20 protein-coding genes are annotated in these 20,648 nt (G+C 73.3%); 16 read left to right on the top strand and 4 right to left on the bottom strand.

Going from position 1 to position 20,648, the window contains the following annotated elements:
• Window positions 1-386: 386 nt before the first annotated feature.
• From AC0682_RS08830 to AC0682_RS08775, 12 genes are all read left to right on the top strand, one after another.
• Window positions 387-1,331, top strand: coding sequence for a glycosyltransferase family 2 protein (locus tag AC0682_RS08830; protein WP_478531797.1), 945 nt, complete (start codon window positions 387-389; stop codon window positions 1,329-1,331).
• Window positions 1,328-2,221: a PIG-L deacetylase family protein gene (locus AC0682_RS08825; protein WP_478531796.1), complete on the top strand. Its 894-nt coding sequence runs from the start codon at window positions 1,328-1,330 to the stop codon at window positions 2,219-2,221. Before AC0682_RS08830 ends, AC0682_RS08825 begins: the two co-directional genes overlap by 4 nt.
• Window positions 2,194-3,306 (top strand): radical SAM protein, encoded by a 1,113-nt coding sequence (locus AC0682_RS08820; RefSeq protein WP_478531795.1) that lies wholly within the window; start codon window positions 2,194-2,196, stop codon window positions 3,304-3,306. Before AC0682_RS08825 ends, AC0682_RS08820 begins: the two co-directional genes overlap by 28 nt.
• A gap of 1 nt (window position 3,307) precedes the next feature.
• Window positions 3,308-5,620: an AMP-binding protein gene (locus AC0682_RS08815; protein WP_478531794.1), complete on the top strand. Its 2,313-nt coding sequence runs from the start codon at window positions 3,308-3,310 to the stop codon at window positions 5,618-5,620.
• Window positions 5,620-6,393 (top strand): SDR family oxidoreductase, encoded by a 774-nt coding sequence (locus AC0682_RS08810; RefSeq protein WP_478531793.1) that lies wholly within the window; start codon window positions 5,620-5,622, stop codon window positions 6,391-6,393. Before AC0682_RS08815 ends, AC0682_RS08810 begins: the two co-directional genes overlap by 1 nt.
• Window positions 6,390-7,541 (top strand): Gfo/Idh/MocA family protein, encoded by a 1,152-nt coding sequence (locus tag AC0682_RS08805; protein WP_478531792.1) that lies wholly within the window; start codon window positions 6,390-6,392, stop codon window positions 7,539-7,541. The genes AC0682_RS08810 and AC0682_RS08805 overlap by 4 nt, the downstream gene beginning before the upstream one ends.
• Window positions 7,541-8,644: an LLM class flavin-dependent oxidoreductase gene (locus tag AC0682_RS08800; RefSeq protein WP_478531791.1), complete on the top strand. Its 1,104-nt coding sequence runs from the start codon at window positions 7,541-7,543 to the stop codon at window positions 8,642-8,644. Before AC0682_RS08805 ends, AC0682_RS08800 begins: the two co-directional genes overlap by 1 nt.
• A gap of 20 nt (window positions 8,645-8,664) precedes the next feature.
• Window positions 8,665-9,042 carry a hypothetical protein gene (locus tag AC0682_RS08795; protein WP_478531789.1) on the top strand — a complete coding sequence of 126 codons (378 nt, stop codon included), beginning with the start codon at window positions 8,665-8,667 and terminating at the stop codon, window positions 9,040-9,042.
• A 15-nt stretch (window positions 9,043-9,057) separates the two neighbouring features.
• Window positions 9,058-9,987 (top strand): transglutaminase-like domain-containing protein, encoded by a 930-nt coding sequence (locus tag AC0682_RS08790; protein ID WP_478531787.1) that lies wholly within the window; start codon window positions 9,058-9,060, stop codon window positions 9,985-9,987.
• Window positions 9,988-10,091: 104 nt separating this feature from the next.
• Window positions 10,092-10,514, top strand: coding sequence for an MmcQ/YjbR family DNA-binding protein (locus AC0682_RS08785; protein ID WP_478531785.1), 423 nt, complete (start codon window positions 10,092-10,094; stop codon window positions 10,512-10,514).
• Between the two features lie 60 nt (window positions 10,515-10,574).
• Window positions 10,575-10,973 carry a VOC family protein gene (locus AC0682_RS08780; RefSeq protein ID WP_478531783.1) on the top strand — a complete coding sequence of 133 codons (399 nt, stop codon included), beginning with the start codon at window positions 10,575-10,577 and terminating at the stop codon, window positions 10,971-10,973.
• A gap of 37 nt (window positions 10,974-11,010) precedes the next feature.
• Window positions 11,011-11,901 carry an ROK family protein gene (locus AC0682_RS08775; RefSeq protein WP_478531782.1) on the top strand — a complete coding sequence of 297 codons (891 nt, stop codon included), beginning with the start codon at window positions 11,011-11,013 and terminating at the stop codon, window positions 11,899-11,901.
• 143 nt (window positions 11,902-12,044) lie between these two features.
• On the opposite strand, the gene AC0682_RS08770 is transcribed toward AC0682_RS08775, so the two are convergent.
• The 4 genes from AC0682_RS08770 to AC0682_RS08755 are packed head-to-tail and all read right to left on the bottom strand — an operon-like array spanning window position 12,045 to window position 15,534.
• Complete coding sequence (locus AC0682_RS08770) at window positions 12,045-13,418, bottom strand: alkaline phosphatase family protein (RefSeq protein ID WP_478531780.1); 1,374 nt, start codon at window positions 13,416-13,418, stop codon at window positions 12,045-12,047.
• A gap of 31 nt (window positions 13,419-13,449) precedes the next feature.
• A complete protein-coding gene (locus AC0682_RS08765; RefSeq protein WP_478531779.1) occupies window positions 13,450-13,887 on the bottom strand; it encodes a type II 3-dehydroquinate dehydratase in 438 nt (145 codons plus the stop codon).
• The gene (locus tag AC0682_RS08760; protein WP_478531778.1) at window positions 13,884-15,251 is read right to left on the bottom strand and encodes an alkaline phosphatase family protein; all 1,368 of its coding nucleotides are present in this window, start codon (window positions 15,249-15,251) and stop codon (window positions 13,884-13,886) included. Before AC0682_RS08760 ends, AC0682_RS08765 begins: the two co-directional genes overlap by 4 nt.
• A 16-nt stretch (window positions 15,252-15,267) precedes the next feature.
• Window positions 15,268-15,534 carry an acyl carrier protein gene (locus AC0682_RS08755; protein WP_478531776.1) on the bottom strand — a complete coding sequence of 89 codons (267 nt, stop codon included), beginning with the start codon at window positions 15,532-15,534 and terminating at the stop codon, window positions 15,268-15,270.
• Window positions 15,535-16,044: 510 nt separating this feature from the next.
• Here AC0682_RS08755 and AC0682_RS08750 point away from each other — a divergent pair.
• The 4 genes from AC0682_RS08750 (at window position 16,045) to AC0682_RS08735 (ending at window position 20,624) form a co-directional block, all read left to right on the top strand.
• On the top strand, window positions 16,045-17,211 hold the full coding sequence (locus AC0682_RS08750) for an aminotransferase class I/II-fold pyridoxal phosphate-dependent enzyme (RefSeq protein ID WP_478531775.1): 1,167 nt from the start codon (window positions 16,045-16,047) through the stop codon (window positions 17,209-17,211).
• 132 nt (window positions 17,212-17,343) lie between these two features.
• Window positions 17,344-18,000, top strand: coding sequence for an HAD-IA family hydrolase (locus AC0682_RS08745; protein ID WP_478531774.1), 657 nt, complete (start codon window positions 17,344-17,346; stop codon window positions 17,998-18,000).
• On the top strand, window positions 17,997-19,010 hold the full coding sequence (locus tag AC0682_RS08740; RefSeq protein ID WP_478531773.1) for an LLM class flavin-dependent oxidoreductase: 1,014 nt from the start codon (window positions 17,997-17,999) through the stop codon (window positions 19,008-19,010). Before AC0682_RS08745 ends, AC0682_RS08740 begins: the two co-directional genes overlap by 4 nt.
• Window positions 19,011-19,013: 3 nt before the next feature.
• The gene (locus AC0682_RS08735) at window positions 19,014-20,624 is read left to right on the top strand and encodes a serine hydrolase domain-containing protein (RefSeq protein ID WP_478531771.1); all 1,611 of its coding nucleotides are present in this window, start codon (window positions 19,014-19,016) and stop codon (window positions 20,622-20,624) included.
• Window positions 20,625-20,648 lie beyond the last annotated feature (24 nt).

Here is a 20,648-nt window from a genome sequence, read left to right as displayed (position 1 = left end):
CCGCACCCGCGCACCGCTCACCCGCTCAGCGTTTCCGCAACGCCCCTGCGCAGGGGATCCTTTACCACCGTTCGCACCTCGCCCGAATATCATTCACGGGCTCGGCAACGTGGCCGGAACATTTCGCTGATCCCGCAACGATCCCCACCGGGCGAAATCGATCACCGAAATCTCACGCGATCAAGAAAACGGTGTTGACTTGTCTCGCTTCGGTGGTGGAACCTCAAGTGGAAAGCCGTACGAGAGTGTCCTTGGCAGAAATCTGTCCTTTCTCGTCCGGCTCCTCTCATTTCCGGTGACGTCCCACGGTTCCTCACTTCGGGAACGGACGAGGAAATGCGAAGGGCAGCGCACATTCGCCCCGCTGATGGAGAGGCCGATCTCCGATGTCTCCGCCCTCGCCTGCCGCCCCCTCGACTCTGTCCGTCGTGGTCCCCACCCGGGGCGACCACGAGCGACTGCGGCTCACCCTCGCCTGCCTCGCGGCCCAGGCCGAAGCGCCGCCCCACGAGGTGGTCGTGGTCGACGACAACGCCCGCGACGGCGAGGACGCCCGGGCCCTGGCCGCCGTACTGGAGGAGGTGCGAGGGCTTCTGCCGGTGCGCACGGTGGCCGGGCCCGGACGCGGGCGGGCCGCCGCGCGCAACACCGGCGCGGCGGCCGCCGACGCCGCCTGGCTCGTCTTCCTCGACGCCGATGTGGTGGTGGGACCCGGATTCCTGCGCGCGCACGGGGACGCGGCCCGCCCCGGCCGCTTCCTGCACGGCCGGATGCGTGAACTCCCGTCGGCCAGAAGGCTGCTGGACCGAGTGCGGGGGGCGTCGATCGCCGAGGCGCAGGCAAGCGGGGCCGCGCTGCACGCCGCGCCCGGGGCGGGCGCCGAGCGCGGCCCGATGCGGCGCACGGTGGCCAACGCCCTGGAGCGGACGATCGAGGCGATGGCCGAGGGCGTGCTGCCGGACGTGGCCCCGTGGCTGGGGCTGGTGGGCGCCAACTCTGCGGTGGAGAAGGAGTCCTGGCGCCGGACGGGGGGGTTCGACGAAGGCTTCGGCCGGGTGTGGGGCTGCGAGGACCTCGAATTCGGGCTCCGACTGCACCAGGCGGGACCGCGTCGCCTCCTCGTGCCCCGCGCCCTGGGCATCCACCTCAGTCACGCCCGGCCCGACCGGTGGGAACAGCACGGGGTGAACATGGACCGCTTCACCGCCCTGCACCCCCTGCCGTCCGTGCGGGCGCTCCCCGCCCTGCTCGGCGCCGAGGGGAGCCCGGAGCGCTATGTGGCCGCCGTCCGGGCCGGGTCCCCGACGCCCGGCTTCGTGGAGACGCCGTGAGCGCGACGGACCGCGCCGAGGCGCACGTGGTGGTCTCCCCGCACCCGGACGACGCGGTCTGGTCCCTCGGGGGGCGGCTGGCCCGCTGGGTCGCCCGGGGTGTCCCGGTCACCGTCGTCACCGTCTTCGACGGCCCGGTGACGGCGGGTGCGCGGGGCGGCGGGATGCCCGACGCCGCGCACGGCCCGGACGCCTGGCGCTCGGTCGCGCGGCCCGCCCTCCGGCGCCGCGAGGACCGGGCGGCGCTGACCCTCCTGGGTGCCGCGCACGTCTCCCTCGGCTTCACCGACGCCGCCCTGCGCACCTCGCACGAGCGCTACCGCTACAGCTGCGCACCCCGCGTCCGCGGTCCCCGGCACGCCGACGACGCCCGCCTCGCCGACGAGTTGGGCGCCGCACTGCGCACCTGCTGCCCGGCCGGAGCACGCGTACACGGCCCGTTGGCGGCGGGCCGCCATGTGGACCACGTACTCGTCAGAGAGGCCGTGGAACGGCTGGGGCAGCCGGACACGGCGTGGTACGAGGACTTTCCCTACCCCCTGCGCCGCCGCGACCACGCGGGCATGGCGGTCGGCTTCGCGCCTCTCACGCCGGCCGAGATCGAGACCTGGCTGGCCGGGGCCGTGGAGTACGCGAGTCAGGCGCGGGCGCTCTTCGGCGGTACGGCCGAGCTGCGCGGGGGACTGCTCGCCCGCGCCCGTGCCCACGGCACCGCCGCGCGAGTTCCGTACGCCGAACGCTTCTGGCTGCGTTCCGCACACGCCGCGCCGGACGCGGGCCACCGGCCGCCCGGAGAGCCGCCACCACCACCGGACGAGAACCGTGCCCGCGCACCCTCGGACGACCGTGAAAGGAACCCATCGTGCCCCCCAACACCCCACTACCGCTGATCGGCAACGACCTCGTCATCAACGAGGACTCGTGCAACCTGAGTTGCACCTACTGCCTCACGGGACAGAGCAACCTCAAAGAGGGCCACTCGCTCCAGCTCATCTTCGATCCGCCCAAGCGTGACGACTACGGGCCGACCACGGAGCTGGGCAAACGCGTCAACACGGTGGCCGACCGGATCAACGGCCGTTTCGACCTGCCGCTGCTGAAGGTGACCGGCGGCGAGATCTTCCTGGTGCGCGGGATCATGGACTTCCTGGAAGAGCAGTCCCGCCAGTACGAGGTGCTGGTCCTCCAGACCAACGGCGTCCTGGTCACCGAGGAGCATCTGGCGCGGATGCGCTCCTGGGGCAACGTGGTGCTCCAGGTCTCGCTGGACAGCCACCTCTACCCGGGCAACAGCCACCGTGTGCAGTCCGAGTCGCTGCACGCAAAGGTGGTGCGCTCGATCACCCGGATACTCGACTCCGGTCTCCCCGTGGAGGTCTACGCCGTCCTCAACGAACGCAGCGTGGCTGAGGTGTCTCAGTTCGCGGGCTGGCTGAACGAGTTCCAGCACCCTTTGACGTTCTTCCCGTTCCCGGTACGCGGCCCGGACTCCGACAACTTCACGATCCGGCCCGATCAGATCGGTCACATCGAGGAACTGGTCGCACGCTACGACGAGTTCAGCGGCATCCTGCCGCCGCGCCCGTACTTCGACCGGCTGCTGAGCTTCTACCGCCTGGGCCGGCGGACCTTCCGCTGCCATCTGCCCCGGCTGGTCGTCTCCAGCTTCAGCGACGGCGTCATCACCCCCTGCCCGAACATCTGGTTCTCCGACATGGGCAACATGCTGGGCGACGACGCCGGCACGGTGCTGGACAAGCTCGGCAGCAGCGGGCTCTACCAGGCGCTGCTCGCTCCTAAGCCGCGGCTGAGCGCCTGCCACGGCTGCTTCACCCCCTGGGACACGCTGTCGATGTACTTCGAGGACGAGATCACCCTGGACGAGCTGTGCGCCGCGCCCACCTACGCCCCGCCGCGCATCCGCTCGATGATCGAGAACGCCAAGTCCGACTACCTGGCGGGCGCCGGTGCCTGAGGTGACCGCGTCCCCCGGCACACTCCTCGACGCCGTCCGCCGGCTCGACCCCGGGTACCCGGTGCTGGAGGGGCTGACGCGGGGCGAGCTGACGTCCAGGTCCCAGACGGTCGCCGAGGCCGTACGCGCCCACGACGCGGTCGGCGAGGCGGTGGTCCTGCGGATGCCCAACGGGCCCGGCTGGGTCGTCGCCTTCCTCGGGCTGCTGGCGGGCGGCGGACTGCCGCTCCCGGTGGCGCCGGACACCCCCGACGCCGAGGTGCGCCGACTGCTCGCGCTCGCGGGCGGCGGACGGGTGCTGGCCCGCCCGGGACGGCCCGGCGAGGAGATCGCGCTCACCGGGCCGCCCGGGGCGCGTGTCAGCGGCGGGCCGGGTGTTCTGCTCCCCACCTCCGGCTCGACCGGCTCGCCCAAGCTCGTACGGCGGGACGAGGCGAGCTGGCTGTCGGAGGCCCGCCGATACCGCGACGGCGTCGGCGTGAGCGAAGAGGACACCCTTCTCCTGCCGGTTCCCCTCTCCCACGCGTACGCGCTCGGCTGGCTGTGCGGCGGGCTGCTGTCCGGCGCGGCCCTGCGCCCCGTACCGCCCACGGCCCTCGGACAGACGGCGCGGGAGCTGGCCGAGGGAGCCACCGTCATCGCGCTGGTGCCCACCACGGCCCGGCTCCTGGCCACCCGGCAGCGGCTGCGCGCCCGGCGCGCACACCCCGGCTCCCCCGCGGCCCCGCGCCTGCGGGTCGCCATGGTCGGCGCCGGTCCCGTCGACTCCTCGCTCGACGCCCTGTTCACCGAGGCCTACGGGATCGGCGTGGCCCGCAACTACGGCTCCACCGAGCTGGGCGCGGTCCTCAGCGGCCCCGCGGGCCTTCCTCCGCTGTGTGTGGGCGCACCGCTGCCCGGCGTCGAGCACCGGCTGGTGGACCCCGTCACGCGAAGGCCCCGGTCCCAGGGCCCCGGGGTGCTCCAGATCCGCACCGACGCGGTACCCGACTGGCACGACACGGGTGACCTCGCGGTGCCCGAGGCGGGATCGTTGCGGATTCTGGGCCGCGAGGGCACCGCCGTGCGCCGGGGCGGACGCTGGGTCGCTCCGCTGGAGATCGAGGCGGTCCTCCGCGCCCACGAGGCCGTGCGGGAGGTCCGGGTCAGCGGCAGGCCCCGGGGCCACGAAGGCGAGGACGGGATCGAGGCCGAGGTGGTGGTCGCCCCGGGGGGCCCCGACGAGGGGGAGCTGCGCGCCCACGCGGCCCGCCATCTCGCGCCGTACAAGGTCCCGGACACCATCGTGCTGCGCAGCGCCCTGCCGAGGACCGCGAGCGGGAAGACGGCGGCCGCGACCCGGTACCGGCTCACGCCGCGCGCGATCGAGGCGACCCGCGCCTACAAGTCGGCCGAACTGCTCTTCGCCCTGCACGAGCTGGGTGCCCTCACCGCCCTGGCCGAGGGCACGGCCTCGGCCCCGCTCAGCACGGAACTGGGCTGCGACCCGCAGGCCCTGGAGATCCTGCTGGACACGGCGGCGTCGCTGGGCCTGCTGTCCACCGCGCCGGGGCACGAAGGCGTCGGCCGCGCCCACCTCGCCGAGCTGGACGCCTTCATCAGGCTGGAGGAGCGGCTCTCCCGCGACCTGGTGACCCGGGAGGCGCTCGCGGCCGTCGCCCGCTCGGGTCAGGCGCGACGGCCGTTCGAGCGCCGGCCGCGGGACGCGGACCACGCGGAGCTGGTGTCGGTGTACCAGGGGGCCATGTGCGGCCCCTCGGCGCTGGCCCGTACCGCCCTCGGTCTGCGCCTGCTGCGCCCGCGGCCCGGCGCCCGGCTCGTCGAGGTGACCGCGGGGCCGGGCCGCTATCTCGACCGGCTGCTTGCGAAGGACCCGACGGCGGGCGGCCACCTGTGGCAGACCGGCCGGCTCAGCGGCCGGGCGGCCGGCCGGGTGGACGAGGCCGTCACCGCCGGACGGGTGAGCACCGGCCCCGCCCTGCCGGTGGGGCGGGCCGACGTCTGCGTCATCTCCAACGCCGTGCACGACCCCGCGTCGGGCGCGCTGCTGTCCACCGTGCTGGCCGCCCTGAGACCGGGGGGCCTCCTGCTGGTGGACGACGTGTTCCTGCCGTCCGGCAAGCCGGGCGGTGGGGACACCGGACCCGCCGCGGGCGCCGAGCTGGCGCTGGACTGGCTCACCCACGGCGGCACCGCCTGGACCACCGTCGAGGCGCTCACCACCGGACTGGCCGAGGCAGGTGCCGACGTCGTGCGCCATCTGCCCTTCGATCCCTCTCCCTGTCATCTCGTCATCGCGAAGGAGGCCGACTGATGGGCGAACTCTCCGCCCGCATCGCGGAAAACATGGGCCAGCGTGGCCGGGTCGTGGTGGTCTCCGGCGCTTCCGGCGACATCGGCAGCGTCTGCGCCCGCCAACTGGCCGAGCTGGGTGCCACGGTGGTGGCGGGCTACCACCGGCGTGAGGAGAAGACGCAGAAGCTCGCCGCCGAGGTCCAGGCGGCCGGCGGGACCCTCGTGCCCGTGCGGGCGGACCTGTCGGCACCGGAGGGCCCCGCCCAGTTGGTGCGCGCGGCCGTCGAGCGCTTCGGCCGCGTCGACGGCCTGGTCGCCGCGGCCGGGCTCCGCACCCGGCGGCTGGCGATGGCCACCGACGCGGCGGCGCTGGACCGGCTCCTCCAGGTGAACCTGGCGGGGACCGTCAACCTCGCCAAGGCGTGCCTGCGCCCCATGATGCGCGCCAAGTACGGCCGTATCGTGCTCTTCGGCTCCCGGGCGGGCACCAGCGGCCTGCCCGGCCACGCCGCCTACGCGGCCACCAAGGGCGCCCTGCACCCCTGGGCGGCCTCCCTCGCCGGCGAGGTGGGCGGGCACGGCATCACCGTCAACGTCGTCGCGCCGGGGGCGATCCGGGCGGAGGTCATGGACTTCTCCCCCGAAGAACGCGACCTGGTCATGAAGTTCATCGGCGCGGGCCGACTGGGCGAGCCCGAGGAGGTCGCGGCGGCGGTCTCCTTCCTGCTCTCCCCCTCGGCCTCGTACGTCAGCGGCAACACCCTCGTGGTGGACGGCGGTGCGCGCTTTTGAGCCCCGGCGAACCGCCCCTGCGGATCGCGATCCTGGGCGCCGGCTGGGTGTCGCGCACCGTGTGGCAGCCGCTGCTGGAGGCGCACCCCGCCTTCGAGGTGGCGGCGGTCGTGGACACCGACCGGGCGGCGGCCCGACAGGTGGCGGCCGGGGGCCGACGGGTGGCGGCACTGAACCGGACGGCGGAGCTGGCGCAGCTGGAGCTGGACGCCGCGGTGATCGCGCTCCCCAACCACCTGCACGTACCCACCGCCTGCGAACTGCTGGGCCGGGGCGTGCCGGTGTTCGTCGAGAAGCCGGTGTGCCGCACGCGCGCCGAGGCCCGCGTCCTGGCCGATGCCGCACTCGGGGGCGGGGCGGTCCACGCCTGGAGTGCGGCCCGGCACCGCGGTGACGTCCGGGCGCTGGCCGGGCTGCTGCCCCGGCTCGGCGAGGTGCGGGCGCTCGGCCTGAACTGGACGCGCGCCTCCGGGGTGCCGCAGCGCGAGGGCTGGTTCGTCGACCGCGACCTGGCCGGCGGCGGCTCCCTGCTCGACCTGGGCTGGCATCTGCTGGACGTGGGGCTCGACCTGCTGGACTGGCCGCCGGTGACGCAGGCGCTGGGCACCCTGTCGCTCGACTGGATGGGCCGTGCCGAGGCGACCTCCGACTGGCGGGCCGGGACCGGCCGCACCGGGCCCGGTGCCGCGCGCGCCGCGCCCGTGGAAGACACCGCCCGCGGATTCCTGCTCACCGAAACGGGGGTCGCCATCTCGCTGGAGTCGCGCTGGGCCTCGCACCACGCCATGGACAGCACCACGCTCACCGTCGAGGGGACCGAGGGCGTCGCGGTGCTGCGCTGCACCTTCGGCTTCAGTCCGCACCGGGCGGACCGGCCCTCGCTGACCCTGCTGCGCCACGGCGAGGAGACCGAGGTGCCGCTGCCCGAGGAACGCGTCGGCGTCGAGTACGAACGCCAGGTCGCCGAACTGGCGGTGCGGCTCACCGGCTCGCGTGCCGACCGGGGCTCCGCCGAGGCGGACTCGCTGGCCGAGATCGTCTCGCTGGCCTCCTGCGTCGACCGTCTGTACGAGGCGGCCCGGATCCCCGGGCCCGCCGTGTCCCCCCGATCCCTGGAAACCACCCACCCTCGGCTCCGGAGCCTCTGATGGAATCCGCGTACTTCACCCATGTCTGGGGACGGGACGGCGTCACCGTCCGTGAACGTTACGAGCAGGTGTGGCAGGAGGTCGAGGCCGCCGACAGGCTGGGCTTCGACTACGCCTTCTCGGTGGAACACCACTGCACCCCGCACGAGAGCTGGATGCCCTCGCCCGCGGTGTTCTGCACCGGTGCCGCCCTGCGCACCGAGCGCATCCGGGTCGGCCCGATGGGCTGGGTGCCGCCGCTGCGGCACCCGCTGCACGTGGTGGAGGAGGTCGCCACCCTGGACCAGCTCCTCGGCGGGCGGTTGGAGGTGGGGCTGGCCTCCGGCGTCAGTGAGGAGCCCTTCCTCCCCTTCGGGGCGGACTTCGCCGGCCGCAAGCTGCTGAACACGGAGTGCGCGGACCTGCTGCGCACCGCGCTGACGGCCGACGGCCCCTTCGACTTCGACGGCCCGGTCCACCGGCTCAAGAACGTGGAACTGTCGTTCGGGGCCCTGCAGCGGCCGCATCCACCGCTGTGGATTCCCACGACGGACCGCAACACCCTGCGCTACCTCGCCCGCACCGGGGGGCACACCTCCTCGACGATGATCGTGCCGCGCGCGGCCATGGGCGTGGTCTACCGCCACTATCTCGACTGGTGGCGCCGGGAGGGGCAGCCGGGCCTGCCCCGCATCGGCTACTGGAGCCTGGTGCACGTGGCCGAGACGGACGCGCGGGCGGAGGCGCGCGCGGCCGGGCAGGTGACCGACACCTTCGTCGACGTCCTGCGCTACGGCTCGGTGAAGAGGTCGGGCACACCGGCGGCCCCCGCGAGTCGGCTGAGCACGCCCGACATCCTGGCCGGGAGCGGGGACTTCCGGTTCCTGATGGACCAGAACCTGGTGTTCGTCGGCTCCCCGAGCACCGTCGCCGAGCGCATCCGGGCAGCCGCGTCCGAAGGCCTCTTCAACACCGTCCTCGGCGAGTTCGCCTTCGGCGACATCGCGGGCGCGGAGTCGATCGCCTCGATGGAGCTGTTCTCCCGCGAAGTGATGCCCCTGCTGGCCGACTTCACCCCCTATCAGCCCGAACAGACGGACGAGCCGCACGCCTCCGTCTCCTGATCGACGGGAGTACACGTTCCATGACTGCACCGGAGAGTGTCCTCATCGGGTTCCCGGGCGGCGACGACGACGCCGGCCGTGCCCTCGCCCGGCAGCTGGCCGATGCCGTGATCAAGCGGGGTGTCCGGGCCACCGTGCTCAGCGGTGGGGCGGTGCCCGAAGGAGTACGGGCGGCCGCCTGTCCCCCCGAGGGCCGACCGGCCCTCGCCGTGGAGGTGACGGGCGGGCCCCGGGCGGACGAACCGCTGCTGGTCGGCCCGGCCGAGCCGGACCCGGTGGGCAGGGTGCTGGGCGAACTGGAGCGGCACGGGCTGCCGACGAGTGCCCCGGCGCCCTACAGCCCGACGGAGGAGGACGAGGTCGCCCGGCGCCTCGAAGCCCTCGGCTACATCGACTGACGACGGAGGTGCGTGATGGCGAGGTCCCTCGGCGGCGCGACCCGCGACTCCCCCGCCCCGGCCCCGGCCCTGCTCGGCGACCTCGTCCGGCAGCTGCGCCAGGTGCCGGACCGCCACCGCCGGTTCACGGTCACCGCAGCCGGGGTGCGCCGTCTGTACCGCATCCGGCCCGAGTTGCTCGACGGGCTGATCGGCGCGGGGCTGCCCTACATCGGCGAAGGCGCCGACCGGCTGTACGACGGGTACGACCTCGGCAACGCGGCCCTGCACCTGGGGCTCGTCTCGGTGCAGAGCCGCTCCATGCGGTCCTGGGCCAAGGCGCTGGAGACGGCGGCCGCGGGCGGCCCGCGCTACCGCATCGACGTCGTCTCCTCCTGCCCGGTGCCCGGGCACCGGGGGCCGTGCCCGTACTCGGTGCTGCTGCCGGACGGCACCCGGTCCGTCGAAGGGCCCGCCGCCGACGCCCGCCTGGCCGCCTTCGAGGTGTCCCCGCTCTCCCGCTGGCCCGCTCTGCCCGGGGCCGTACGGGAACTGCTGCACGAGGTGGACGGGATCGGGTTCTTCCTGCTGCCCGAAGCGGTGCGCTGGGACCTGGAGTTCATGTGGCGGACCCGGATGTCGGACTGCGGGGGCGCCGCCGCGTGGCTGGTCGCGGAGGGGACCCGCAGAGGGCTGACGGTCCGGTTCTCCTTCGGGCTGCTGGTGGCCAGGCCGTACTCCACCCCGCACTGCTGGGCCGAGTTCCTGGTCGACGGGGTGTGGGTGCCGGTCGATCCCCTGCTGGTGCGGGCCCTGAACCGGTGGGGCGGGCTCGATCCGGTCGCCTTCCCGCCCGACGGGCGGCCCGGGGCGCTCTTCCACCGGCTGACGGACCGCTTCACCAAAGTCGTCAGCCATGGCGGGATCTGGGCCCACGCGTCCCTGCCCACCGAGCCCGCGGACTGAGGCGGCTCTCCCGCCCCCAAGGGGGAGAAGGGCCATTTTCGGCCTTCCTGGTGGGGCGACCGTGGCACGGGCTCGGCCGCCCGGAACACGCCCTAGGGTGGTCCATGCCCCTGGAGCCCCGTAGGCCCAACCACTCCTTCGTCGACGAGAGGACGGGGATGACACCCCAAGAACTGGCGGACTACGCCTTGGAGTTGCCCGGCACCACGGACGACGAGGCTTTCGGCCCCGGCGCCACGGTGTTCAAGGTGGAGGGCAAGGTCTTCGCGATTCTCCAGGACGCCGCGCAGGAGAAGCCGGCGCAGGTCACTCTGAAGTGCGAGCCGAACCTGGCCCTGCATCTGCGCGACGAGTACCCGGCGGTGGGCCCGGGCTACCACGTCGACAAGCGCCACTGGAACACGGTCGTCCTCGACTCCACCGTTCCCGCGCCCGCCGTGCGCGAGATGGTGGACCACTCCTGGGACCGTGTGGTCTCGGGGATGAGGAAGGCCGACCGCGAGCGGCTGACACTCCAGCGCGGCTGAGGCCGTCGCGGCACGCCGCCCGCCCCGCACCACCCCCTTCCAAGAGAGAGAGCACCACTCATGGCAGTTCCCAGGCTGACCCTGTTCGCGATCGTGGCGAAGGACATGGCCGCTTCCCTGGCGTTCTACCGCCGGCTCGGGCTCGACATCCCGGCCGACGCCGACGCGGCCCCTCACGTCGAGACGGTGCTGCCGGGCGGCATCAAGCTCGCCTGGGACAGCGTCGAGACCGTCCGCAGCTACGACCCCGACTGGACCGCACCGACCGGCGGTCACCGCTCCGCCGTGGCCTTCGAGTACCCCGACCCGCAGGCCGTCGACACCGCGTACACGGAGTTGGTCGACGCCGGCTACGTCGGCCACATCAAGCCGTGGGACGCGGTCTGGGGCCAGCGCTACGCGATCGTCCTCGACCCCGACGGCATCGCGGTGGACCTCTACGCCCCCCTGCCCGCCTGAGAGGTAGCGGGCGGAACACGACCGGAGGGCGAAGCCGTTGTCGTACCTCGGCATCGACATAGGCGGTACGAAGACGGCGCTGCTCCTGGAGCGGCCCGGCAGCCCTCCGGCGTACGCCCGGTTCGACTGGCCCGCGGCGGCGGACACCGAGGCGGACCTGGCCGCCCTCGCCGGGGCCGTCCGCCGGCTCACGGGCGCGGACGGCCCGCGCACCGTACGGGCCGCGGGCATCGCTCTGCCGGCCACCGTCCGGGACGGGCTGATGGTCACCTGGCCCTCCCGTCCCTCCTGGACGGGGCTGCGGGTCGACGCCCTCCTGGAGCGGGTGCTGCCGGGCGTCCCGGTCGCCTACGAGGACGACGGCAGCCTGGCCGCCCTCGCCGAGGCGGCCGCGACCGGGGTGCGGGATCTCGCGTATCTGGGCGTGGGCACCGGCATCGGCGGCGGCCTGGTGCTCGGCGGCGCACTGCTCGGCGGACCCCGTGGCGGGGCCGCCGAGTTCGGCCACATGGTGGTGGACCCCGGCGGCCCCGTCTGCGTGTGCGGTCGCGTCGGCTGCCTCCAGGCCGTCGCTTCGGGCCCGGCGACCCTGGCGCGGGCCGCGGCCCTGCTCGGGGCGCCGGTCACCCCGGACGCCTTCCGCGCGGGCCTCGCGCGGGAGTGCGCCTGGGCCGGGGATGCCCTGCGGCCCACCGTCGCGGCCCTGTCGGTGGCGGTGGTCAACCTGGGCGAGCTGGTGCGGTGTGCCGACGTCCGGATCGGCGGCGGCTTCGGCCTCGGGGTGCCGGGGCTGGTCGCCGCGGTACGCGAACAGACCCGGCGGCTGGCCCGGCCGGGGGCCCCTCCCCCCGCGGTGCGCAAGGCCGCCGCCGGTCCACGCTCATCCCTGCGGGGCGCGCTCCTGCTGGCCCGCGCGACGGCGCCGTAGGCCTTGCGTCCCACTGCCGCCTGCCGTAGGGCGCCAGGCTGCGGCCACCGGCCCAGCCGGACACGCACGGAGCCGGGGCGCTTCCCGGTCGGCGGCCGGGGCCGTCGGCCGAGCGCACGGAGGCCCGCCCGGTCTCCCCTGGCTCAGCCGGGCAGTCGGCCGCCGCCCGGCAGGCCCAGCAGTTCGCGGAGGGCGGGAGCGACGTCGTACAGCGACAGGGCGCCGGCCGGGCCGGGGGCGAGGCCGGGGTGGCTGAGCATGAAGATCCCGGTGTCCCCGTGGTTGGCGTGGTCGGGGCCGGTGTCGTTCTCGGTGGTGTAGAGGCCCTGCCCCATACCGAGGGTGGCCAGCGCGCGCCAGCGCAGGTTGCCCACGTAGACCAGCAGGTCGGGGGCGATCCCGTTGACTTCCGGATAGAGCTGGTCGGGGCGCATGGCCCGGGTGCCCATCGGCTGCCCGACGTCGTCGTCCATGTCCTCCAAGGCCTTGGCGATCGTGTCGAGCGTGCTCTCGTACGCGTGGGCCGGCACGGTGCCCTGGGGCTCGCGGCCCTCCACGTTGAGGAAGACGCGGCCGTAGTAGCCGCCCTCCGCCCAGGCCGTGGTCCGCTTCCAGTCGACGTCGGCCTTGGCCATCGGGGTGGGGCCCGCGGGTTCCCTGGCGAGGACGAGCAGGCCCTGCTCGCGCAGCCACTCGTTGATGAACAGTCCGCCGACCATGGGCTGGGCCCCGTGGTCGGACACCACCATGACGGATGTGCCCTCGGGGAGACACTCCAGGAACTCCCCGATGTGGCGGTCCAGGGACCGGTAGTAGTCGCGGAAGAGGTTCTCGTACGGGTTGCCGGGCTCGTGGCGCGGGTGGGAGGGGTCGCAGTACTTCCAGAAGCCGTGGTGGAGCCGGTCGGGACCCATGTCGACGAAGGAGAAGAAGTCCCAGTCCTGCGTGGTGGCCAGGTGCCGGGCCACCTGGAAACGCTGCTCGCTCAGGTCGAAGATCTGCTGGGAGACCCGGTCCAGCTCGGGCGAGCGGAAGTTCTCCACGTCGAGCAGGTACCCGCCGGTCAGCTTCTCCAGGTCGTCGCGCAGACCTGGTGGTGAGGTGTACTGGGCGCGGGTGGACGGGGCCAGGAAACAGGAGACCATGGCACCGCGGATCGGCGTGGCCGGATAGGTGCCGGGCACACCGAGCACCACGCTCTCCCTCCCGGCGGCCGACATCTCGTCCCAGATCCGGGGTGCCTTGATGCTGTGCGAGGTGGCGAAGGCCAGGGGGCCGTAGTCGTGGGCCGCGCGGTCACGGAAGCCGTACACCCCCAGCTCGCCCGGGGTCCGGCCGGACATCATGCAGGACCAGGCGGGCATGGTGATGGGCGGGTCGACGCTGCGCATCGGCCCCCACAGCGAACGCTCCCGCAGGGCGGTGAGGACCGGCATGTCCTCGGCGAACCGGTCGAAGAGGAGTTGGGGGGTCGCCGAGTCCAGTCCGATCACGGCTACCCTGCCGGGCTGTGGCATCTGCTGCTCCCTCTCTCGTACGGGGCGGTGGTCAGGAGGCGGGCACGAGCCGCGTGAGCGCGCCGGCGGCCATGCGGTAGCCGAGCGCGCCCATTCCCATGACCACGCCGGCGGCGAGCGGTGCGGTGACGGACGTGTGACGGAACTCCTCCCGGGCCCAGACGTTGGTGAGGTGGACCTCGATCCAGGGCGGCGCGTAGTCGGCCAGGGCGTCCCGCAGTCCCCAGCCGGCGATCATCAGGGCACCGGGGTTGACGATCGCGCCGAGCGCGTCGCCGTGCTCCTGGAGCACGTCGATGAGCTCGCCCTCTCCGTTGCGCTGCTCGGACACCACCTTCCAGCCCCGGACGGCGATCTCCTGGGCCACCGTCTCCTCGATCGCCGCCAGGCCGGTGGTGCCGTAGATCTCCGGCTGCCGGGTGCCGAGCGTGCCGAGATTCGGTCCGTTGAGCAACAGCACATGGCTCATTCCCGACCCCCGTCCACGACGCCGAGGACGAGCTCCCCGTCCAGCCCCAGTGGCTGCACCCCGATCGAGGCCAGCACGGTCGGGGCCACGTCCACCATGTCCATGGGGGTGTCGCCGTCCGGAGCCGGTGCCGCGCGGCGGTAGAAGAGGGCGTTGTCGCGCGTGTGGGTGCCGGTGAGCATGGCGTCGGCCCGCACGACCCCGCTCCCTCCCCAGGCGCCACGCAGTTGGACGCCATCGGCCGGCAGGACCAGCAGGTCGGCGGCCTGGGAGAGCAGGGGGCCCTCGTACAGCTCCTCGGCCCGCAGCACCTGCGAGACCAGCAGCGGACCGTCCGCGTCGGCGCCCGCCCGCGCCCCGTCCGAGCGCAGCCGCAGCAGCTCGTCGGCGATCTCCTCCGCCATCTCCTCCGCCTCCCCGTCGGAGAGCCGGCCTCCGGGGAAGCGGCTCTTGCGGTTGAGGTAGATGCGGGCCGGGTCCAGTGCGAAGGCGGCGCTGCGGGAGTCGAGGCCGATGAGCTCCTTCGTGGAGTCGAGATCGGCCAGGTAGCCGGACTCCCGCAGCCAGGTGTTGACGTAGCACTGCCGGTCGGCGGGGCCGAACCCGTGGTCACTGACCATGAACAGTTCGTCGTCCGGGCGCAGCAGGGCGACCAGTCGGCCCACGCACTCGTCGACCAGCCGGTAGAAGCCCCGTACCGCCTGGTGCAGGGGGTCCTCGGGGTCGGCCACGGCCCGCCACAGGAAGTGGTGCACGCGGTCGGTCTCGGTGAAGACCGCCACGCCCAGCTCCCAGGACTCGTGGGTGAGCAGGTGCTCGATGGCATCGGTGCGGGCGCGCAGGGCCCGGATCGCGCGGGTGAGGAAGCCCTGCGGGTCGGCGACGACGTCACCCACCTCGACGTCCAGTTCGTAGCCGAAGCTGCGCAGTCGGGGCAGGACCCGGGCGGGGGTGACCGCGTTTTCGAAGCTGGGGGCGACGAATCCGGCGACCAGGACACTGTCCATGGGGACGGCCGGATAGGTGCCCGGTACGTTGACGCACACCGTTCGCCGTCCCGCAGCCGCGGCCAGCGCCCAGAGGGCGGGTTCACGCAGGTGGAGGAGGTTGGGGAAGTGCACCCGGTACCCCTCACCGGGGACCAGGTCGGTGAAGCCGAAGATCCCGTGGCGGGCGGGATTGGTGCCGGTGAGGAAGGTGGCCCAGGACGTGGAGCTGATTTCCGGTACAGGGGCCCGTAGTTCTCCGCAGACCCCCTCGGCCAGCAGACCCGCGACATGGGGCAGCGTCCCCTCGGCGGCGAGCTGGGCGAGCAGAGAGCGGGGCATACCGTCGAGCCCGATGATCAGGGCACGCTCTGCCATGGCCGGTCTCCTCTCGTCAGGCGTTCGGGATGCCGGCGGGGACAATTCGCTGGTCGACATAGTCGGCGAGGAGACCGAGATCGTCGATCAGCTTGATCGACAAATCCTCGTCCGCGATCTCCACGCCGAACTCGCTCTCCACCCAGATGAGAAACTCGATGGTGTTGATGGAATCCAGCCCCAACGCCTCCACAAGCCCCTGGTCGGGAACGTCGGACGGCTCGATCGACAGTTCCAGGGAGTCCACCAGCACCTTGCGCAGCCGGGCCTTGGTCTCATCCACAGTGCAACGTCCTTTCACGAGGCCGAACGAGCCGAAAGGGTGACGGAATCCCTGGCCATACAGGATGCGGGCGACGCGAGGCGGCGGCAGGACCCGGAGGGCGCGGAAGAGTACCGGAAATAGGGAGTGATCGGGTGCCGCATGAGCGAAAATCCGGTGCCGTACGAACGGCGCACGAACATCAATGCATTGCCGACGCCGATTCAGAGTAGAGCCACATGAGGTCACCCGGGGGGTGCCCTTCTGGCCATTTCCGCTTCACAATGTGGTGTTGACGCACTTCTCGGGGCTTGGTAAATCTGGTTCCCCATAGCGGCGAGCGGCACTTCCTGCCGCCGTTCTCGCACAGGACCGCGCGCCACGGCCCGGACCACCGGGTCTCCACATCCAGCACCACGGTCGGCCGATCCCGGGGCCCCCGCCTGCGCGCCCCCCGTTCTCCCGACCGGACCGAACGCATGTCGTCCTTCAGCGCCCGGCCCCGCCCGCCCACGACCGAGAGGCACGTCTATGTCATCCACCCGGGTCGACGAGGTTCTGACGTTCCCCGCGTGGCCGCAGCACGGCCCAGAGGAGCGCACGGGTCTGCTGCGGGCACTGGACCAGGAGGGGTGGTGGCGCAACGGAGGCAGTGAAGTCGACCTCCTGGAGGAGGAGTTCGCCGCGGCACACGGGGCGCCGCGGGCGCTCGCGACCACCAACGGCACGCACGCCCTGGAGCTGGCCCTGTCGGTGCTGGGCGCCGGGCCGGGCGACGAGGTCATCGTCCCCGCCTTCACTTTCATCTCCTGCTCGCTCGCCGTGCAGCGCACCGGCGCCGTGCCCGTCCCCGTCGACGTGCGGCCGGACACCTACTGCCTCGACGTCGACGCGGCGGCCCGCGCTCTCACCCCGCGGACGAAGGTCGTCATGCCGGTGCACATGGCCGGGCAGTTCGCCGACATGGACGCGCTGGCCGAGCTGAGTTCGGCCACCGGTGTGAGCGTCCTTCAGGACGCGGCACACGCGCACGGGGCCCGCTGGCGAGGCCGGCGGGTCGGCGAGTTGGGCTCGATCGCCGCCTTCAGCTTCCAGAACGGCAAGCTGATGACGGCGGGCGAGGGCGGGGCCCTGCTGCTGCCGGACGAGGAGGGCTACCAGGAGGCGTATCTGCGCCACGGCTGCGGCCGGCCGGCGAAGGACCGGCTCTACGAGCACCGCACCCAGGGCTCCAACTACCGCATGAACGAGTTCTCTGCCGCGGTGCTGCGTGCGCAGCTCTCCCGGCTGGAGGAGCAGATCGCCGTGCGCGAGGAGCGCTCGCGCCATCTCATGGCGGCCCTGGCGCGCATCCCCGGCGTGGTCCCGCAGGGCAGGGACGAGCGCGGTGAGGTCAAGTCGCACTACATGGCCATGGTCCGGCTGCCCGGCACGACGCCGGAGCGCCGGTTGGCGCTGGTGGACCGGCTGACAGCGCACGGCGTCCCGGCGTGCGTCGCCTTCCCTCCGGTCTACCGCACCAGTGGCTTCTGGCAGGGCCCGCACACCGGCGACGCCGACGACCTCGCCAAACGCTGCCCGGTGGCCGAGGAGATCGGCAGCGACTGCGTCTGGCTGCACCACCGGGTCCTGCTGGCCGATGTCCCGGTCCTGGACCGGCTCGCGGAGGTGTTCGCCTCGGCCGTGGCGGCCTGCTGAGGGTCCGGGCAGGGCGCTGCGGCCCCTGCCCGCACGCTGTTCCCCCCGCTCTCCGCGCACTCCTCCCCGCCCGTACCCCCTCTCGCCCGACGCGGGAACACGCAGGGGCCTCCTGTAAGGAATCGTGAGTACATGACGGCGCATCATGGGTACCGCACCGTGGTCTTCGATCTGGACGGCGTGCTCATCGACAGCTTCCAGGTGATGCGCGAGGCGTTCGCCCTCGCCTATCGCGAGGTCGTGGGCGAGGGGGAGCCGCCCTTCGACGAGTACCGCACCCACCAGGGTCGCTACTTCCCCGACATCATGCGGCTGATGGGGCTCCCCCTGTCGATGGAGAAGCCCTTCGTCGAGGCGAGCCGGAGCCTCGTCACGGAGGTGAAGGTCTACGAGGGCGTCCCGTGGTTGCTGGAACGGCTGCGCGCGTCGGGGGTCGGCACGGCCATCGCCACCGGGAAGTCCGGTGAGCGGGCACGCCATGTGCTCGACGTGGTGGGCCTGCTGCCGCTGCTCGACACCGTCGTCGGCAGCGACGAGGTGCCCCGCCCCAAACCCGCCCCCGACATCGTCCTGAAGGGCCTGAGCCGACTGGACGCGGAGCCCCGGCACGCGGTCATGGTGGGCGACGCGGTCATCGATCTCCAGGCGGGCCGGGCCGCGGGCACGGCCACCGCGGCGGCCCTGTGGGGCGAGACCAGCGCGGGACCGCTGCACGACGAGCGGCCCGACCATGTGCTGAAGGAGCCGGCGGAGCTGCTGCCCGCCGTACTCCCCGGGGCCTCCCGGTGAACGGCCGGGCGGCCGGGCCGCGTCGCAGCGTCATCGCACCCCAGGGCGCCCGGCTGGAGCTGACCGGGCTCGGCGGGGCGCGGGCGTGGCGCACCCTGGTCGAGACGGCCGAGCTGGCGCGGGCGTCGGGGTATGACGCGCTGTGGCTGGAGGACCGGACGGACACCGGGCCGCGCCGTGAGCCGCAGCCCGTCGTCGAGGGGTGGACCGCCGCCGGCGCCCTCGCGGCGAGCGTCGCCGACATCGGCCTCGGGCTGCTGAGCGCCCTGCCGCCGCACCGCAGTGCCGTCGTCCTCGCCAAGCAGGCGGCGTCGGTCGACATCGTGTCCGGCGGACGGTTCCGGCTGGGCCTGCCCACCGCCGACCATCTCCCCGAACACGTCGCGGCGGGGAGCACTCTGCTGGGCGCCGACACCGCGTCCGCTCTCACCGAGACGGTGGAGGCGTTGCGGACGCTGTGGTCCGGCGTCCCCGCCGTCGTCGACGGTGACGTGGTGAAGCTCGCCCGTGCGCATGCGGTGCCCGTTCCCTCGCAGTCCCCGCTGCCCCTGGCGGTCCGCGCGGACGCGGCGCACCCGGACGCGGTCGCCCGGCTGCCTCAAGCCGTGGTCCGCGCCTGCTCGTCCGTGCAGTGGCAGGGCGAGCCGGAGGAAGTCGCCCACGCGGTGAGGGAGTTCGGGCGCCGCCGTGAGTCCTTGCGGCTGGACCCCGCAGGCGTGCGGCACGCCGTGGTCGCGGAGTGCCGTGTCTTCGACGACCTGCTCGGGCTGGAGCGCTGGCTGTCGAGCCCGCATGTGGTGGTGTTCTGGAGCCATCACCCCGACCTGCTGGCCCGGCGCAGTCTGTACGGGACCGCGGAGCGGCTCACCGAACGTGCGGGGCAGTACACCGCGAGCGGGATCGAGGAGTTCGTCCTCTGGTTCCGCGACTACCCCTCGACCGAGAGCCTGCGCCGCTTCGCCGAGGAGATAGCGCCCCGAGTACCCGCCGCCCAACCCGCGGAGGTGTGAGCGATGGGGTACGGCACCTCGACCGCGACCCGCGCCTTCCTCTCCGCCGACTGGCTGGCCGCCGCCGGACGGCTGCCCGCTCCCGACCCGGCGCCGCGCAGTACGGTCGCCTACCGGCTGACGGTCACCGACCCGCCACCGGGCACGGAGCCCGTCACGGACGTCCTCGTGGACCTGGCGGGCGGACGGGTGGGGGTGAGCCGGGCGGAGGGGGAGCCACCCGGCCTGCTGATAGCCGCGCCGTACACCGCCGCGTACGACCTGTTGCTGGGCCCCGCCAGGGCCAGGGTGGAGACGCTGGAACGCGGTGACCTGCGGATCGTCGGCAACTTCAGTCTGCTGTTCTTCGTCGACGCCGCCCTGGAACGCGACCTCGCGGGGCAGGTCGCGGCCCTGCGCGCGGTCACCGCCGTGCCGCCCGGGGCCGTACGCGCATCCGGGGCGCGGGACGCGGTGCGGGGGCACGGCGACGGCGCGGTGGATCCCCGCTCGGCCGCCCGGGCGGTGGAGCTGGCGGCGCAGAGCCTGCCGAGGACGGTGCGCGAACTGCGCCGCGAGGTGGGCGGCTCGACGCCCGGGGCGCAGTTCTACGTGTCGCTGGACGGCAGGACCGTGGCCGACGCCGGACTGGGCGCGGCCCGCCCCGGCGTCGCCATGACGGCCGACTCCCTGCCGCTGTGGTACTGCTGCGCCAAACCCCTGCTGTCCGTAGCGCTGGGCCGGCTCTGGGAGCGGGGGGACTTCGACCCCTACCTGCCGGTGGCCCACTACCTGCCCGAGTTCGCGCCCGGCGGCAAGGACGCGATCACCTCCATGGAACTGCTCACCCACACCGCGCCTGTCCCGACCGGCCGGGACCCGCTGCACGGTGTGGTGGGCGCGGCGGACGGGGTACGGCTGCGGCGGGCGTTCGAGACGGCTGTGCCGAAGCGGACGCCGGGGGCCCCGGCCGGTATCAACTACAGCCAGTGGTGGGCCTGGTTCGTGCTGGCGCGTCTGCTGCCGGTGCTCGACGGACGCGACTACGGCACCTATGTCGCGGAGGAGATCCTGCGTCCCTGCGGGATGGAGCGCACCCGGGTGCACCTGACGCCTGAGGAGTACGACGCGTACGGAGATCGGCTCCCGCTGATCCATGTGAGCAACCTGGGCGGCGATCCGCAGCCCACCTGGTTCTGGTCGACCCCGGGGGCCACCACACGCTGCATCCCCGGTGTGAACACCCGGGGGCCGCTCAGCGACCTGGGCCGGTTCCTGGAGATGCTGCTCGCCGCGGGGGCCGCGCCCGGCGGGCGCGTCCTCTCCCCGACGGGCGTGGCCGCGCTGACCGCCCGGCACCGCACCGGGGTGCGCGACCGGTACGGCAACGCCGACTGGGGCTTCGGCCTGCGCCTGGAGTGCGCCTCGATGGGAGAGGAGTTCATCAGTTTCTCCCGGCACGCCTCGCCGCGCGCCTACGGCCACGACGGGCTGTGGACCGCCACCGCCTTCGCCGACCCGGACACGCGCCTCGCCGTGGCCATCCACCTCAACGGCAAGGTGGAGCACGAGCGGCACCGGGAGCGCATGTTCCGCATCACCGACGCCGTCCACCAGGACCTGGGACTCGTCTGACCACTTCCCTGCCGCCCCGCCCGG

The organism is Streptomyces sp. NPDC043746 (assembly GCF_056436485.1).
This window is presented reverse-complemented; position numbering and strand designations above follow the sequence as displayed.

What these genes read in the sequence shown, in the direction of transcription:
- AC0682_RS08830 (WP_478531797.1), top strand. Translation starts at nt 387, where the DNA reads ATGTCTCCGCCCTCGCCTGCCGCCCCCTCGACTCTGTCCGTCGTGGTC.
- AC0682_RS08810 (WP_478531793.1), top strand. Translation starts at nt 5,620, where the DNA reads ATGGGCGAACTCTCCGCCCGCATCGCGGAAAACATGGGCCAGCGTGGC.
- AC0682_RS08800 (WP_478531791.1), top strand. Translation starts at nt 7,541, where the DNA reads ATGGAATCCGCGTACTTCACCCATGTCTGGGGACGGGACGGCGTCACC.
- AC0682_RS08795 (WP_478531789.1), top strand. Translation starts at nt 8,665, where the DNA reads ATGACTGCACCGGAGAGTGTCCTCATCGGGTTCCCGGGCGGCGACGAC.
- AC0682_RS08790 (WP_478531787.1), top strand. Translation starts at nt 9,058, where the DNA reads ATGGCGAGGTCCCTCGGCGGCGCGACCCGCGACTCCCCCGCCCCGGCC.
- AC0682_RS08785 (WP_478531785.1), top strand. Translation starts at nt 10,092, where the DNA reads ATGCCCCTGGAGCCCCGTAGGCCCAACCACTCCTTCGTCGACGAGAGG.
- AC0682_RS08780 (WP_478531783.1), top strand. Translation starts at nt 10,575, where the DNA reads ATGGCAGTTCCCAGGCTGACCCTGTTCGCGATCGTGGCGAAGGACATG.
- AC0682_RS08770 (WP_478531780.1), bottom strand. Translation starts at nt 13,418, where the DNA reads ATGCCACAGCCCGGCAGGGTAGCCGTGATCGGACTGGACTCGGCGACC.
- AC0682_RS08765 (WP_478531779.1), bottom strand. Translation starts at nt 13,887, where the DNA reads ATGAGCCATGTGCTGTTGCTCAACGGACCGAATCTCGGCACGCTCGGC.
- AC0682_RS08760 (WP_478531778.1), bottom strand. Translation starts at nt 15,251, where the DNA reads ATGGCAGAGCGTGCCCTGATCATCGGGCTCGACGGTATGCCCCGCTCT.
- AC0682_RS08750 (WP_478531775.1), top strand. Translation starts at nt 16,045, where the DNA reads ATGTCATCCACCCGGGTCGACGAGGTTCTGACGTTCCCCGCGTGGCCG.
- AC0682_RS08745 (WP_478531774.1), top strand. Translation starts at nt 17,344, where the DNA reads ATGACGGCGCATCATGGGTACCGCACCGTGGTCTTCGATCTGGACGGC.
- AC0682_RS08735 (WP_478531771.1), top strand. Translation starts at nt 19,014, where the DNA reads ATGGGGTACGGCACCTCGACCGCGACCCGCGCCTTCCTCTCCGCCGAC.